Here is a 14,475-nt window from a genome sequence, read left to right as displayed (position 1 = left end):
TCATCCCCGCGGAGGCGGGGACCCATATACGCAAGGCGTCGCGATTAGCCTCGCGGCCAGCCAGTATGGGTTCCCGCCTTCGCGGGAATGACAGGAAAGGAGAGAAGTGCTCGAGTAATGAACCCTAAATCCCGCCCTCATCCAACGACAACAACGTCGCATTCCCCCCAGCAGACGTCGTATCCACCGAAACCGCCCGCTCCGCACAGAACCGGTACAGATACCGCGGCCCGCCAGCCTTAGGCCCGGTCCCCGAAAGCCCCTCGCCTCCGAACGGCTGCGACCCGACCACCGCGCCGATCATCGACCGGTTGATATACAGATTCCCTACCGCAGCCTCGGCCTCGATCACTTCCGCCGCGCGCGCGATGCGGCTGTGCAGCCCCATCGTCAGGCCATAGCCCTTGGCGTTGACCCGGGCGATTGTCTCACTGAGCCTGCCCGCCTCCCACGTCGCGACATGCAGGATCGGCCCGAACCACTCCTGGTTCAGATCCTCGATCGCACCGATCCGTACCAATGTCGGCGGCACGAACAGCCCATCCGTCGGCACGTCGAGCGTCTTCAGCCACTGCCCGCGCACGCTCTCACGGTACGCCATCAGCTTGTCGTACGCAGCCTGGTCGATCACCGGCCCGACATCGGTCGCGGGATCGCCCGAACGCCCGATCCGCAGCGTCTCCATCGCGCCTGACAGCATCTCGATCACGCCGTCCGCGATATCCTCCTGCACCAGCAGCAGCCGCAACGCCGAACAACGCTGTCCCGCCGACCGGAACGACGACGCGATCACGTCCGCCACCACCTGCTCGGGCAGCGCGGTGGAATCGACGATCATCGCATTGATCCCGCCCGTCTCGGCAATCAGCGGCACGATCGGCCGCGTGTCGTCGTCGAGCAGCGCCCGCGCGATCTTGCGCGCGGTCGCGGTCGATCCGGTGAACGCGACCCCCTGGATCCGCACGTCCGCGGTCAGCGCGGCGCCGACCTCGGTACCACCGGTCACGAGGATCAGCACGTCGGCCGGCACCCCGGCCTCATGCGCCAGCGCAACCGCAAGCGCGGCGATCCGCGGCGTCTGCGGCGCAGGCTTGGCGACCACGCTGTTGCCCGTCACGAGCGCCGCCACCGTCTGGCCGAGGAAGATCGCCAACGGGAAGTTCCACGGCGCGATCGTCGCCCAGACACCGCGGCCCTCGATATGCAGCATGTTGCGCTCGCCGGTCGGCCCCGGCAACTCGATCGCCTGGAGGTTCGTCCGCGCCTGCTGCGCATAATAGCGACAGAAATCGGCCGCCTCACGCACTTCGCCGATCGCATCCGCGATCGTCTTGAACGCCTCCTGCACGCAGATCGCCATCAGCTCGTCGCGGTGCTTCTCTAGCAGGTCGGCGAGCCGTTCCAGACAGGCTGCCCGATCATCCACCGGCGTCCGCGACCAAGCCGGAAACGCCGCATGCGCGCGGGTGATTGCAGCCGCAACCTGATCCCCCTCCCGCGTGCGGGAGGGGCTAGGGGTGGGCACGCGCTCACCATTGAACGCAACGCTTGCGACCGGCCGCTCATCACCGACCGTAGCCGACGACGATAGCGCGAGCCCACCCCCGGCCCCTCCCGCATGCGGGAGGGGGGAATTGACGGCCCGCACCGTCGTCTCAAGCGTCCCCACATCACTCAAATCCAACCCGGCAGAATTCCGGTGTCCCCCAGCCCCGAAAAGATCCACTGGCAACGGAATGCTAGGATGCCGCTTCCCCCCGACCGCAGCGATCTTCGCCACCGGATCCGCCAGAATCTCAGCCTCGGTCAGCCGCTCGTCCGCCAACTGATGCACGAAGCTGGAATTCGCCCCATTCTCCAGCAACCGCCGAACCAGATACGCCAGCAGATCACGATGCCCCCCGACCGGCGCATAAACCCGGCAATGATACCCATTCTCCTGCACCAGCCGCTCGTACAGCCCGTCACCCATCCCGTGCAGCCGCTGGAACTCGAAATCGCGCGAGTTCCCCGCCCACTCCATGATCGTCGCGACCGTCAGCGCATTGTGGCTCGCAAACGCCGGCCGGATATTCTCGGCCGCCAGCATGTCCTTCGCGACCGCCAGATACGACACGTCGGTCGCCGCCTTGCGCGTGAACAGCGGATAGTCCGCCAGCCCCTCGACCTGCGTCCGCTTGATCTCGCTATCCCAATACGCGCCCTTCACCAGCCGCACGTTCATCACGCGGTCCAGCCCGTTCGCCCACTCGATTACCGGCCGCGCGCGCTTGCCATAAGCCTGCACCGCCATGCCGAACCCGTCCCAGCCCTTCAGCGACGGCAGCCCAGCGACCGCGCCAATGATGTCCAGACTCATCTCCAGCCGCTCGGATTCCTCCGCGTCGACGGTCAGCGCGATGCCCTTCGACGCCGCCTGCACCGCCAGCGCCTCCAGCATCTCGGTCAGCGCGGGCACGCACTCGCTCCACCGCGCCACCTCGTAGCGCGGGTGCAGCGCCGACAGCTTGACCGAGATCGAGTGCCCCGCCGCCGGATCGCGCCCGACCGCATCGACCGCACCGACATACGCCTGGAAGTATCGCTGCGCATCGGCATGCGTCCGCGCCGCCTCGCCGAGCATGTCGAAGCTCGCCGTAAAGCCCTTGTTCTCCGGGCGACGCATCCGCTTCATCGCCTCGTCGATGGTCCGGCCCATCACGAAGATCTCGCCCATCATCTTCATCGCCGCGCCGACCGCCTGCCGCACGAACGGCTCGCCCGCGCGGCTGATCAGGCGCCGCAGCGGCCCGGTCGACCCTTCGCCCACCAGTACGCGGCCGACCACCAGCCCCCAGGTCGCCGAATTGACGAGCTTCGAGTTCGATTTCCCCGCGTGCGCGCGCCAATCGGCATCGCCCAGCTTGTCCGCGATCAGCAAATCCGCCGTCTCCGGATCGGGCACGCGCAGGAACGCCTCCGCCAGCGACAGCAACGCGACGCCTTCCGACGAATTAAGCCGATATTCCTGGAGGAACTGGTTCACCCAGCCCTTGCTCTGCGCCGCCCGCAGGTCCGCGAGCAGCCCCAGTGCATGCCCCATCACCCGCTCGCGCGAATCCGAATCGAGCGCGGCGCGGTCCAGCAACGGTTTTAGAACATCGGGTTCGCTCGCGCGGTACAGCTTCGCCATGATATCACGGGCATTGGACGTTACGGCAGTCGACATTTTCCAGCTTCCGGTTGGGTGAGGCTTGCGGTCCGCTCGCCTGTACGCCTAGAGACATTTCAGCGCTTAGCGCCAAATGAGCTTTGAGGGGAATGCCGTGGCGACGATCACCACCGCGCAGATGCAGCAGCGCATCGGCACCGAGACGGTTTCCGACTGGGTCGAGGTCACGCAGGCCATGATCGACAAATTCGCCGACGCGACCGGCGATCACCAGTTCATCCACATCGATCCGGTCCGCGCGGCGCAGACCCCGTTCGGCAGCACGATCGCGCACGGCTTCCTGACGCTGTCGCTGATGCCGCTATTGTCGTCGAAGGTGCCAGACGCGCCGCAGATCGAGGGCGCGATAATGGGCGTGAACTACGGCGGCGAAAAGGTTCGCTTCCTCAGCCCCGTCCGGTCCGGCAGCAAGGTCCGGGGGCGGTTCAAGCTATTGAGTTTCAACGAAAAAAAGCCAGGCCAGTGGCAGCAATCGATGGAGTTCACCGTAGAGATCGAGGGCCAGGACAAGCCAGCCCTGATCGCCGAATGGCTTAGTCAGGTCTTCGTCGCCCCAGCTTCCGCCGAGTAACCGATCTTGGCCTAACCCGGCCTAATCTTCTTTCCACATTCGTCTGCTTTTCGAGAGGTTTATCATGCGCTCAGCCGTCATTGTCTCTACCGCCCGCACCCCCATCGGCCGCGCCTATCGCGGTGGCTTCAACAACACCCCGGCGCCCACCCTCGCGTCGCATTCGATCAAGGCCGCGGTCGAGCGTGCCGGCATCGACGGCGCCGAAGTCGACGACGTCGTCTTCGGCTGCGCGCTCCAGCAGGGTCACCAGGCCGGCAACATCGCCCGTACGTCCTTGCTGCGCGCCGGGCTCCCGGTCACCGTCTCGGGCATGTCGGTCGACCGCCAGTGCGCGTCGGGCCTGATGGCGATCGCCACCGCTGCCAAGCAGATCATCACCGACAACATGGACATCACGATCGGCGGCGGCGTCGAGAGCATCAGCCTCGTCCAGACCCCGCAGATGCGCGTCGCGCCCGATCCCCAGCTTATCGCGATGCACAAGGACGTCTACATGCCGATGCTGCAGACCGCCGAAGTCGTCGCCAAGCGCTACGGCATCAGCCGCGACGCGATGGACGCCTACGGGCTCCAGTCGCAGCAACGCACCGCCGCCGCGCAAGCCGCCGGCTATTTCGACGCCGAGATCATCCCCGTCGACGCCAACATGGCCATCGTCGACAAGGCGACTAAGGAAGTCACGTACAAGGACGTGACGATCACCAAGGACGAGGGCAACCGCGCCGATACCACACTCGAAGGCCTCCAGTCGCTGAAGCCCGTGATGGGCCCAGACTTCACGATCACCGCCGGCAACGCCTCGCAGCTCTCCGACGGCTCGTCGTCCTCGGTGCTGATGGAAGAGAAGATCGCCTCGCAGCGCGGTCTCCAGCCACTCGGCCGCTATGTCGGCATGGCAGTCGGCGGCACCGAGCCCGACGAGATGGGCATCGGCCCCGTCGTGGCGATCCCCAAGCTGCTCAAGCGCTTCGGCCTGAAGATGGACGATATCGGCTTGTGGGAACTGAACGAGGCGTTCGCGGTGCAGGTCCTCTATTGCCGCGACAACCTCGGCATCCCCGACGAGCTGCTCAACGTCAGCGGCGGCGCCATCTCGATCGGCCACCCCTACGGCATGACCGGCGCGCGCGCGACCGGCCACGCGCTGATCGAAGGCAAGCGTCGCGGTGCGAAATATGTCGTGGTGACGATGTGCGTCGGCGGCGGCATGGGTGCAGCCGGGTTGTTCGAAGTGCTGTGATCTTGAAATCCACACCGGTGTAGCGCATGTACTGTATCGGCGTTGCATACACCGCCTTTCGTGTCTGGGCCTCGGTCGTGCTAGCGGCCGGGGCTCAATACGTTTGGGACTCGACTGCTAGATCGAGCCCCTCCCGTGCACCTAGCCTTTGCGTGACACTTCGATGATCTTCACGACCAGAGTCGCGAAGGCGAAGAGCATGCCGAGGATCAAGGACAGATCGGCAAGTTGCATACACCTTACCTTTCTTGTTCGGCAGCAGAACTACTGCCGTCGCTATCATGGCGCCCTCCACACGCTTTCACCAAGCGGCATCGCGTAACGGTACGCGCAACCAACCCCCGCCCCGCCCGTTCTCAGTGGCAATCCAAGCCAATAGGAGAATGACGATGGCCGACAAGGATACCCCGCAGGAGGTCGCAGCGAAGTTCATCGACAAGTTGAAGGCTAGCCCGTTCGTGATGATCGGGCTGCATGATGGCCAGCATTCCGAGCCGATGACCGCGCAGATCGACGACGATCAGCCCAACACGCTGTTCTTCTTCGCCGGTCGCGACAACCGCATCGCCAAGGGCGGCGCGGCGATGGCGCAGTTCGTCGGCAAGGGCCATGATTTCTTCGCCTGCATGGCGGGCAACGTCTCGACGTCGAACGACCGCACGCAGATCGATAAGCTCTGGAACAACCAGGTCGAGGCTTGGTTTCCGGACGGCAAGGAAGACCCGAACCTCACGCTGCTGCGCTTCGACATCGACAGCGCCGAGCTGTGGGAAACCGATATCTCGGTCGGCGGCCGTCTCAAAATGCTGTTCGGCGGCACGATCCGTCCGGACGAGTCGAGCAGCCACGCGGTGGTGAACTCGATCGCCTGAGCCAATCATGGGCAGCCCGCACGGGGCTGCCCATTTTATCACCCGTTCGCGGTGATGAACTCTTCGACAACCGGTGCGATCTTGTCGCGCCAGCGCGAGCCGTTGAAGATGCCATAGTGACCGGCACCTTCCGCCATCAGATAGCGCTTCTTCTCATCGGGTAACGCGGTCGCGAGCGTCAGCGCCGCCTTCGTTTGCCCCAGCCCCGAAATATCATCACGCTCCCCCTCGACCGCGAGCAGACCGATGTCCGTGATCGCCGCCGGATCTACCAGCCGTCCGCGATGCGTCATGATCCCGCGCGGCAAGGCATGGCTCTGGAACACGACGTCGATCGTCTGAAGATAGAATTCCGCGGTCATGTCGCAGACCGAGCGGTATTCCTCGTAGAAATCCTGGCTCTGCGACGCGCTCTCCCCGTCGCCCTGGACGAGATGCTTATACATCTCCCAATGCGAAACCATGTGGTTGCCCAGGTTCATCGACATGAACCCGGCGAGTTGCAGGAAGCCCGGATACACCTTCCGCCCCGCACCCGGGTAATTGCCCGGCACCGTCGCAATCACGTTCTGCTCGAACCACGCATGGGGCCGCTCGGTCGCCAGCGTGTTCACCGCGGTCGGCGCCTCACGCGTATCCACCGGACCGCCCATCATCGTCAGCGTCTTCGGCCGGCACGGGTTCTTGTCCGCACTCATCAACGCCGCGGCGGCATAGCACGGTACCGAAGGTTGGCAGACGGCGAGCATGTGCGTGCCCCCCTGCCCTTCGTTCGGGCCGATCTGCTCGAGGAACGCAATCAGATAGTCAATGTAATCGTCGAGATCGAACCGTCCGGCCGACAACGGCACGCTGCGTGCGTCGCGCCAGTCGGTGATGTAGACGTCCGCGAACGGCAGCATGCGCTCGACGGTCCCACGCAACAGCGTCGCGTAATGACCCGACATCGGCGCGACGATCAGCAGCTTCGGACCATGGTCGATGCCGTCACGGACGAAGCGCTTCAGCTGCCCGAAGTCCTTGCGCAACACGATCTCCTCGCGGACCGCGACCTCGCGGCCGTCGATCGTCGTTGTGTCGAGCCCAAAGGCAGGCTTTCCGCGAGTCGCATTCGCGTGTGCGAACACTTCGAGGGCCGACGCCACCACCGTGCCCCCGCCCAAATAGGCGAACGGGTTTGCCGGATTGTTGAGCATATCCGCGCCGAAACTGGCCATCCTGCTGGCGCCGGCCATCATCGAACGCTGGAATTCATAGGCATCGTAGAGCATGCGGTATCCTCTCGCCTCATCGGGCTTTGGACGGTGGTAACGCAATTTTGCCGCAGTGCAACGCGCGATCGACCGGTGCTCCGTCCCGTGCGGTGGCCTGGGGCGGTGGTCGAGAGAGACGGATCGTCGCCCTTCACGGCGCCCGGTTCTCGTTGAGCGCCACCCTCGCCACTGCTAGGCACCGCGGATGGCCAAGCCGATACCCGAAGAGAAGACGTCCCGCCGGATCGGCGATCTCGCGATGGTGTGGCGGCACGCCTCGCAATATCCCCGACAGATCGCCTTCGCAGGCCTCGCGCTGATGATGACCTCGGCGGCGACGATCGGCATTCCCTACGGGTTCAAGCGCGTGATCGACCGCGGCTTCGGCCCCGGCGCGAGCGGTTCGGTCGGCACCTCGTTCCACTATCTTCTGATGATCGTCGTCGTGCTCGCGCTGGCAACCGCGGTGCGCTTCTATTACGTCTCGTGGCTGGGCGAGCGCGTCGTCGCGGACATCCGCACCACCGTGCAGCGCCACCTCCTCCGCCTGACGCCGCGCTTCTTCGAGGAGAACCGTCCGTCCGAGATCGCGTCGCGCCTGACGTCGGACACTGCGTTGATCGAACAGGTCGTCGGCAGCACGGTGTCGATCGCGTTGCGCAACACCTTCACCGGGATCGGCGGGCTGATCTATCTATTCGCGATCTCGCCCAAGCTCGCGGGCATGTTGATGATCGGCATTCCGCTGATCATTCTGCCGATCGCGCTGCTCGGCAAACGCGTACGCAATTACTCGCGGACCTCGCAGGACCGTGTCGCCGACGTCGGCTCGATCGCGACCGAGACGCTCGGCGCGATGAAGGTCGTGCAGGCGTTCGGGCAGGAAGACCGCGAGGCCGCGCGGTTCGCGGACGCGGTCGGCGCGACGTTTGCCGCGGCGCGCGCGCGGATCATGCTGCGTGCGGTGATGACCGCGATCGTGATCGGGCTCGTGTTCGGGTCGATCACGTTGGTGCTGTGGGAAGGCGCGGTCGACGTTGCGGCCGGTCGCATCAGCGGCGGCGCGATCGCCGCGTTCGTGCTGACCGGCGGGATCGTCGCGGGCGCGTTCGGTGCGCTCACCGAAGTGTATGGCGACCTGTTGCGCGGCGCCGGCGCCGCCGGGCGCCTGTCGGAATTGCTGCGCGAGACGCCCGAGATCGCCGCGCCCGCCAACCCGGTCGCGCTGCCGCAGCCCCCGCGTGGCGCGCTCGCGTTCGAGGGCGTGCAGTTCCATTACCCGACGCGCCGCGACGTCGCCGCGCTCAACGGCTTCTCGCTCGACGTGAAGCCGGGCGAGACGGTCGCCGTCGTCGGGCCATCCGGTGCGGGCAAGACCACGTTGTTCCAGTTGGTGCAGCGTTTCTACGATCCCGATGCGGGGCGCGTGACGCTCGACGGGATCGACCTGCGCGACGCCGACCCGGCGGAGGTCCGCGCGCGGATCGCGATGGTGCCGCAGGAGACGATCATCTTCGGTGCATCCGCGCGCGACAACCTCCGCTACGGCGATTGGTCCGCGACCGACGACCAGCTCTGGGCCGCCGCCGAAGCCGCCAACGCCGCCGAATTCCTGCGCAAATTGCCCGAGGGCCTCGACACGTTCCTGGGCGAAGGCGGTGCGCGGCTTTCGGGCGGCCAGCGTCAGCGCGTGACGATCGCGCGTGCGCTGCTCCGCGATGCGCCGATCCTGCTGCTGGATGAGGCGACCAGTGCGCTCGATGCGGAGAGCGAGCGGTTGGTGCAGGAGGCTCTGGAGCGGTTGATGGCGAACCGTACGACTTTGGTCATCGCGCACCGGCTCGCCACCGTGCGCGCGGCCGAGCGGATCATCGTGATGAGCGATGGCCAGATCGTCGAGGAGGGCTCGCATGGGTCGCTGATGACGAACAGCGGGCTGTACGCGCGGCTGGCGAGTTTGCAGTTCAACGAGGCGGCTTAGGGCTCTGATGGGTTCGGCTGTTTCGGGTCGCGGCAGTGCCACAATTTCTCGGTCGCCCTGGACCGGCCTGGGGCGGTGATCAAACCCGACCAACGATCACCTCCCCGGTGGAGCCCGGGGTACCACCTTTCTTCGCCCCTCCCTAGAAGGGAGAGGTTGGGGGTGGGTCGGCTTGCTTGTGTCGCTAACGTTACCTGATGTGGAACCCTACCCACCCCCGGCCCCTCCCTTCCAGGGAGGGGGGAAGCAGTCGTACTCTCAGGCTTCCGCGTTAAGCAGATCGGGGCGTTTCGGGACGTGGCGGGGGGCGCTCGTTCGACCGGGGTAAGCTGCGAGGTGTTTGGGAGCCAAGGTTCCGCTCGCGACAGTTCCAGAATTTCTCCGTCGGTCTGGACTGGTTCCGTAATCGTACCGAACCAACAACCATCCCCCCCGGCGGAGGCCGGGGTCCAATTGGGAAACGTCGATGACAACGGCTGCGCTCCGTTACTACGGCCTTTCCACCTGGCCCCCGGCCTCCGCCGACGGCGTCCCATCTTTCTTCCCCCCTCCCTGAAAGGGAGGGGTTGGGGGTGGGTCGGCTCGCTTGTGTCGCTAATGTTACCTGATGCGGAACCCTACCCACCCCCGGCCCCTCCCTTCCAGGGAGGGGGGAGCAGTCGTGCTCTCGGACTCACGCGTTAAGCAGATCGTGGCGTTTTGGGACGTGGCGGGCGCGCTCGTTCGACCGGGATAGCCGCCGAACCAGTCGGGGATGACGGCGCTATTGGGCTGTCATGACCGGCAACCGCTGAACATCGATCCGCCTAGACCTTCTTTACCTTGGGCTTTTTCGGTTTCGGCAGCGGCAATTCCGCAGTCGAGATGCGGACGAGATCGGCTAGCCAATCTGCGTCGTCCCAACGGTCGGCGTCGACCAGCAGGCACGGTTTCGCCCCTGGATAGGGTGAGGCCTCGTCGATCGCGCCTGCGAATGCGCGGCCGCCCGGGGTCGGCTTCACGAACAACTGGTCGTCGCAGACCATCGCTACCATCCGGCCGTCGCAATAGACGCCGTACTCGCCGAACATCGGCTTGGCCGAGACGTCTCCGGCTCCGGCGAGTTGGTCGACGATGAACGCGACGGTGTTGCGATCGGATGCCATCGGGCGATCCTTGCAGATCGGTGCGCGCATGGCGAGCCACACCTTCGATGGCGTTTCACTTGCGACGACGTGCGCAGGCGCGCAAACTCGGCGAAACAGGAGATGGATATGCGCGACTTCGATATCGTCATCTACGGCGCGACCGGGTTCACCGGACGGCTGGTCGCCGAATATCTCGTCCAGACCTATCCGGCGGGTGTTCGGTGGGCGATGGCCGGGCGTTCGCTGGCGAAGTTGCAGGAGGTCCGCGACCTGATCGGTGCGCCTGCCGACACGCCGCTGATCACCGCCGATTCCGATACTCCCGCGAGCCTCCGCGCGATGGCGGAGCGGGCCACCGTCGTGATTTCCACGGTCGGTCCGTACCAGCTGTACGGCTCCGACCTCGTCGCCGCCTGCGCCGCGACCGGGACCGGGTATGTCGACCTGTGCGGTGAGCCGGCATGGATGCGCCACATGATCGACGCGCATGAGGGCGAAGCGACACGGACCGGCGCGCGGATCGTGTTCTCGTGCGGGTTCGACTCGATCCCGTTCGATCTCGGCGTGTTGACGTTGCAGGAGGCGGCGAAGGCCAAATTCGGCGCCCCCGCGCCGCGCGTGAAAGGCCGCGTGCGGAAAATGCAGGGCACGTTCTCGGGCGGCACCGCGGCGAGCCTGAAGGCGACGCTGGCCGCCGCCGCGCGCGATCCCGGCATCGTCAAGCTGCTGACCAGCCCATTCGCGCTGACGCCGGGTTTCAGCGGCCCGCACCAGCCGACCGGGCTGATCCCCGAATACGACACGACCATCTCGGCCTGGGTCGCGCCGTTCGTGATGGCGCCGATCAACACCAAGAACGTCCACCGCACGAACTTCCTGCTCGGCGAGGCGTATGGCGCGGACTTCGTCTATGACGAGATGATGGTCGCGGGACTGGGCGATCTCGGCAAGGTGGCGGCCGAGGCGATCGCGAAGTTCAATCCGTTCGCCGGCGACAAGGGGCCGAAGCCGGGCGAAGGGCCGTCGAAGGCGGAGCGGGACGCCGGTCATTACGACCTGTTGTTCGTCGGCATCATGCCGGACGGCGAGCGGATCGACGCGGTGGTGACGGGCGACCGCGACCCCGGCTATGGCTCGACCAGCAAGATGATCGCGGAGGCCGCGCTGTGCCTCGTGCAGGACGTCGAGGGCGATGGCGGGATCTGGACGCCGGGGGCACTGATGGGCGCAAAACTGCGCGATCGGTTGGTGGCGAAGGCGGGGCTGAGCTTTACGGTCGGGTGATAGGCTGGGATCTTCATCCAGCGACTGCACCCGCCGCCTTGTTCTCCCGTGGAGGCGGGAGCTCAGTCTGGGTTCCCGCCGTAGCCCAGCTTCACTCCGCCAGCGCGAACACCATCGCTGCGGCGGCTGCACTGGCGACGACTCCCGACGTCGCCGCGATCGCTGCGGCCCGCCGGCGCACGGCACCGCGAAACGCGCCCAGCTTGCCAGCGTCGAGATGATAGCGCCCTGCGCCGTCTTCGACGATCGCGCCGTAGCCGCACAGGCGTCGAAACATGCCGGCATCCTCGGCCTGATAGGCGATGGCGCGTTCAGCCACGGTGGCCTTCGCCGCAACGAAATCGCTTACGATCCGACGCCGCGACCGGCCCAGGATAAGTCCTCGCATTGCATTTTCCCCCGCGCCGATCTCGCATAGCGCGGAGGGTTTTCGCAATTCCTAGCGCCGCTTTCCCTGATGGCGGATGTTCGCCGGGCGACCGCGCCGCTTGATCTCGCGCACCGGTTTGCGGCCGCCGCGGGGAGGCTGTGCGGCGCCCTTGCCCTCCGGCATCTCGAAGCGAAGCGCGCCCGATACCGGGTTCGCTTCCGCCAGTCGCAGCTCCAGCGTCTGGCCTTGCGCGAAGACGTCACCGCTATGCTCGCCGGTCAACGTCCGCGCGCCCTCGTCGAAGCGGAAATATTCACCGCCCAGGTCGCGTACCGGCATCAGGCCGTCGCCGCCGATCCCCTCGACCGTCGCGAAGAAGCCGAAATTGGTGACGCCGGTGATCCGCACGTCCATCACCTGGCCGACGCGCTCCGAGAGGAACGCCGCGACATAGCGGTCGGTGGTGTCGCGTTCCGCCTCCATCGCGCGGCGTTCGAGCCGGCTGATGATCTCGCCGACCGACTCCATGTTGGCGGCGTCGTCGGCGGGCAACCCGCCCTCGCCAAGCCCGTAAGCGGAGACGAGCGAGCGGTGGACGAGCAGATCGGCATAGCGCCGGATCGGCGACGTGAAATGCGCGTAACTGCCGAGACTGAGGCCGAAATGCCCGTGATTGCCGGGCGCGTAATAGGCCTGGGTCTGGGTGCGGAGGATCTGCTCCATCACCTGAGGACGGAAATCCGCGTCGCCGATCCGCTCGATGATGTGGTTGAAGGTGGCCGGGCGGATGACCTGCCCGAGCGCGAACGGCACGTCGAACGTCTCGAGATATTCCTTGAGGGCCGCCAGCTTCTCGCGGCTGGGTGGCTCGTGGATGCGGTACATCACGGGGGCCTTCTTCGCCTCGAGCGCCTTGGCGGCGGCGACGTTGGCGGCGATCATGTAGTCCTCGATCAGCCGGTGTGCGTCGAGCCGTTCGCGCGGGGACACCGACATGATGCGCCCCTTCTCGTCGAGTACGACCCGGCGTTCGGGGAGGTCGAGATCGAGTGGTGCGCAAGCGTCGCGGGCCTTCGCCAGCGCGTGCCAACAGGCCCAGAGGGGCTGGAGGACACGCAACATATCTCCCCTCCCGTCTACGGGAGGGGTCGGGGGAGGGGCTTCCTGAGTCTGGGCTGCATCCAGTGGCGCACCGCCCTCCCCCGACCCCTCCCGCAAGACGGGAGGGGAGGAAGAGTCGATGATCGCCTGCGCTTCTTCATAGGCGAGGTTCGCCGCGATCCGCACTACGGCGCGCGTAAAGCGCCAGGACTTGAGCGAGCCGTCCTTGCCGATCCGCAGATGGCAGGCGAGCGCGGCACGGTCCGCGCCTTCCTTCAGCGAGCACACCTCGGCCGACAGGATCTCGGGCAGCATCGGCACGACGCGGTCGGGGAAATAGACCGAGTTCCCGCGCCGCCGCGCCTCGCGATCGACCTCCGACTTCGGCCGCACGTAGAAGCTGACGTCGGCGATCGCGACGATCGCCTTCCACCCCCCCGCATTCGAGGGATCGTCGTCCGCCTCCGCCCAGACCGCGTCGTCGTGATCGCGCGCGTCCTCCGGATCGATCGCGACGATCGGCAAGTCGCGCAGATCCTCGCGGCCCTCCCCAAGCGGCAATTTCGCCACGCGTTCGGCCTCGTCGAGCGCCTCCTGCGAGAACACGTCGGGAATGCCGAGCTTGTGGATCGCGATCAGCGAGAAGCTGCGTGCCGCGAACGGATCGCCCAGTTTCGACACCACGCGCGCCGCGATCTTAGGCGGCTTGCCCGCGAGTTCCGCCAGCACGAGGTCGCCCGGTGCCGCGCCACCCGCATCCGCCACCGCGAACTCGCGCCGCTCGCGCTTGTCGACGCCGGTCAACCAGAGCCGCCCGGCCTCCTCGCGCAAAACGCCGAGGACTTGCTCGGACGCCGGCGCCAGCACCTTCATCGGATGCGCGATCCAGCCGTTCCCGGCTTCCTCGGTCCGCGCGAGGATCCGCTCGCCGACGCCGAGCGCACCGCGCTTCCGCTCGCGGACGCGCAAGCGTGGCTGCGGCACGCCCTCCGCTTCCCAACGCTCCGGCACCGCCCAGACATTGCCGCCATCGTCGACGTCCGCGATCCGCAGCACCGTCACCTTCGGGATGCCGCCCATCTTGTGAAACGCGCGACCGGGCGCGCTGTCGATCAGCCCCTCGTCGGCCATGTCCTTGAGCAGGGCCTTGAGCCCGATCTTGTCCTGCGCGCTGAGCCCGAAGCCCTTGGCGATCTCGCGCTTGCCCGCGGGCACGTCGGAGTTGGCGATGAAATCGAGGATCTGCTCGCGCGTCGGAAGACCGGCTTTTGGTTTGTACATCGCGTAGAGATAAGCACGCCGAGCCGTTCCGTCACCCCGCAACCGGTCGCCTTTCGGGTGCCGGTTCGTTCCGTCTCGTCACGGACGGGATCGATGCCATGACGCTGGAGGGTCAAGCGATACCCGATCCGGTACGTCGGGGTTTTGCCTAGCCCTTCGTGCGACTGACGTCGTTCATATT

General features: G+C 66.2%; 10 protein-coding genes. 5 read left to right on the top strand and 5 right to left on the bottom strand.

Going from position 1 to position 14,475, the window contains the following annotated elements; genetic code table 11:
• Positions 1–124: 124 nt before the first annotated feature.
• Complete coding sequence (gene putA, locus QFZ54_RS01410; protein WP_373458574.1) at positions 125–3,172, bottom strand: bifunctional proline dehydrogenase/L-glutamate gamma-semialdehyde dehydrogenase PutA; 3,048 nt, start codon at positions 3,170–3,172, stop codon at positions 125–127.
• Positions 3,173–3,329: 157 nt separating this feature from the next.
• On the opposite strand from putA, the gene QFZ54_RS01405 reads away from it, so the two are divergent.
• The 3 genes from QFZ54_RS01405 (at position 3,330) to QFZ54_RS01395 (ending at position 5,897) form a co-directional block, all read left to right on the top strand.
• Positions 3,330–3,782, top strand: coding sequence for a MaoC family dehydratase (locus QFZ54_RS01405; protein ID WP_373458573.1), 453 nt, complete (start codon positions 3,330–3,332; stop codon positions 3,780–3,782).
• A 64-nt stretch (positions 3,783–3,846) separates the two neighbouring features.
• Positions 3,847–5,025, top strand: a complete 1,179-nt coding sequence (locus QFZ54_RS01400; protein WP_307083713.1) for an acetyl-CoA C-acyltransferase — start codon at positions 3,847–3,849, stop codon at positions 5,023–5,025.
• A gap of 389 nt (positions 5,026–5,414) precedes the next feature.
• Complete coding sequence (locus tag QFZ54_RS01395) at positions 5,415–5,897, top strand: pyridoxamine 5'-phosphate oxidase family protein (RefSeq protein ID WP_307083711.1); 483 nt, start codon at positions 5,415–5,417, stop codon at positions 5,895–5,897.
• 38 nt (positions 5,898–5,935) lie between these two features.
• On the opposite strand, the gene QFZ54_RS01390 is transcribed toward QFZ54_RS01395, so the two are convergent.
• Positions 5,936–7,168 carry a polyhydroxyalkanoate depolymerase gene (locus tag QFZ54_RS01390; protein ID WP_307083709.1) on the bottom strand — a complete coding sequence of 411 codons (1,233 nt, stop codon included), beginning with the start codon at positions 7,166–7,168 and terminating at the stop codon, positions 5,936–5,938.
• Between the two features lie 187 nt (positions 7,169–7,355).
• Between QFZ54_RS01390 and QFZ54_RS01385 the strand changes: the two genes are divergently transcribed.
• Positions 7,356–9,131, top strand: coding sequence for an ABC transporter transmembrane domain-containing protein (locus QFZ54_RS01385; protein WP_307083707.1), 1,776 nt, complete (start codon positions 7,356–7,358; stop codon positions 9,129–9,131).
• A gap of 806 nt (positions 9,132–9,937) precedes the next feature.
• On the opposite strand, the gene QFZ54_RS01380 is transcribed toward QFZ54_RS01385, so the two are convergent.
• Positions 9,938–10,276, bottom strand: a complete 339-nt coding sequence (locus QFZ54_RS01380) for a TfoX/Sxy family protein (protein WP_307083705.1) — start codon at positions 10,274–10,276, stop codon at positions 9,938–9,940.
• Between the two features lie 108 nt (positions 10,277–10,384).
• On the opposite strand from QFZ54_RS01380, the gene QFZ54_RS01375 reads away from it, so the two are divergent.
• Complete coding sequence (locus QFZ54_RS01375) at positions 10,385–11,542, top strand: saccharopine dehydrogenase family protein (RefSeq protein WP_307083703.1); 1,158 nt, start codon at positions 10,385–10,387, stop codon at positions 11,540–11,542.
• Between the two features lie 91 nt (positions 11,543–11,633).
• Here the strand turns inward: QFZ54_RS01375 and QFZ54_RS01370 are convergent, their stop codons facing one another.
• Positions 11,634–11,930, bottom strand: coding sequence for a hypothetical protein (locus tag QFZ54_RS01370; protein WP_307083701.1), 297 nt, complete (start codon positions 11,928–11,930; stop codon positions 11,634–11,636).
• A gap of 51 nt (positions 11,931–11,981) precedes the next feature.
• On the bottom strand, positions 11,982–14,294 hold the full coding sequence (locus tag QFZ54_RS01365) for a ribonuclease R family protein (protein ID WP_307083699.1): 2,313 nt from the start codon (positions 14,292–14,294) through the stop codon (positions 11,982–11,984).
• Between the last annotated feature and the right edge of the window lie 181 nt (positions 14,295–14,475).

This window comes from Sphingomonas faeni (genome assembly GCF_030817315.1).
In the GTDB taxonomy this organism is placed as follows: domain Bacteria; phylum Pseudomonadota; class Alphaproteobacteria; order Sphingomonadales; family Sphingomonadaceae; genus Sphingomonas; species Sphingomonas faeni_C.
This window is presented reverse-complemented; position numbering and strand designations above follow the sequence as displayed.

Excerpts from the sequence above, each read along its gene's own strand:
- putA (WP_373458574.1), bottom strand. The coding sequence starts at position 3,172 with ATGGCGAAGCTGTACCGCGCGAGCGAACCCGATGTTCTAAAACCGTTG.
- QFZ54_RS01405 (WP_373458573.1), top strand. The coding sequence starts at position 3,330 with ATGCAGCAGCGCATCGGCACCGAGACGGTTTCCGACTGGGTCGAGGTC.
- QFZ54_RS01400 (WP_307083713.1), top strand. The coding sequence starts at position 3,847 with ATGCGCTCAGCCGTCATTGTCTCTACCGCCCGCACCCCCATCGGCCGC.
- QFZ54_RS01395 (WP_307083711.1), top strand. The coding sequence starts at position 5,415 with ATGGCCGACAAGGATACCCCGCAGGAGGTCGCAGCGAAGTTCATCGAC.
- QFZ54_RS01390 (WP_307083709.1), bottom strand. The coding sequence starts at position 7,168 with ATGCTCTACGATGCCTATGAATTCCAGCGTTCGATGATGGCCGGCGCC.
- QFZ54_RS01385 (WP_307083707.1), top strand. The coding sequence starts at position 7,356 with ATGGCCAAGCCGATACCCGAAGAGAAGACGTCCCGCCGGATCGGCGAT.
- QFZ54_RS01380 (WP_307083705.1), bottom strand. The coding sequence starts at position 10,276 with ATGGCATCCGATCGCAACACCGTCGCGTTCATCGTCGACCAACTCGCC.
- QFZ54_RS01375 (WP_307083703.1), top strand. The coding sequence starts at position 10,385 with ATGCGCGACTTCGATATCGTCATCTACGGCGCGACCGGGTTCACCGGA.
- QFZ54_RS01370 (WP_307083701.1), bottom strand. The coding sequence starts at position 11,930 with ATGCGAGGACTTATCCTGGGCCGGTCGCGGCGTCGGATCGTAAGCGAT.
- QFZ54_RS01365 (WP_307083699.1), bottom strand. The coding sequence starts at position 14,294 with ATGTACAAACCAAAAGCCGGTCTTCCGACGCGCGAGCAGATCCTCGAT.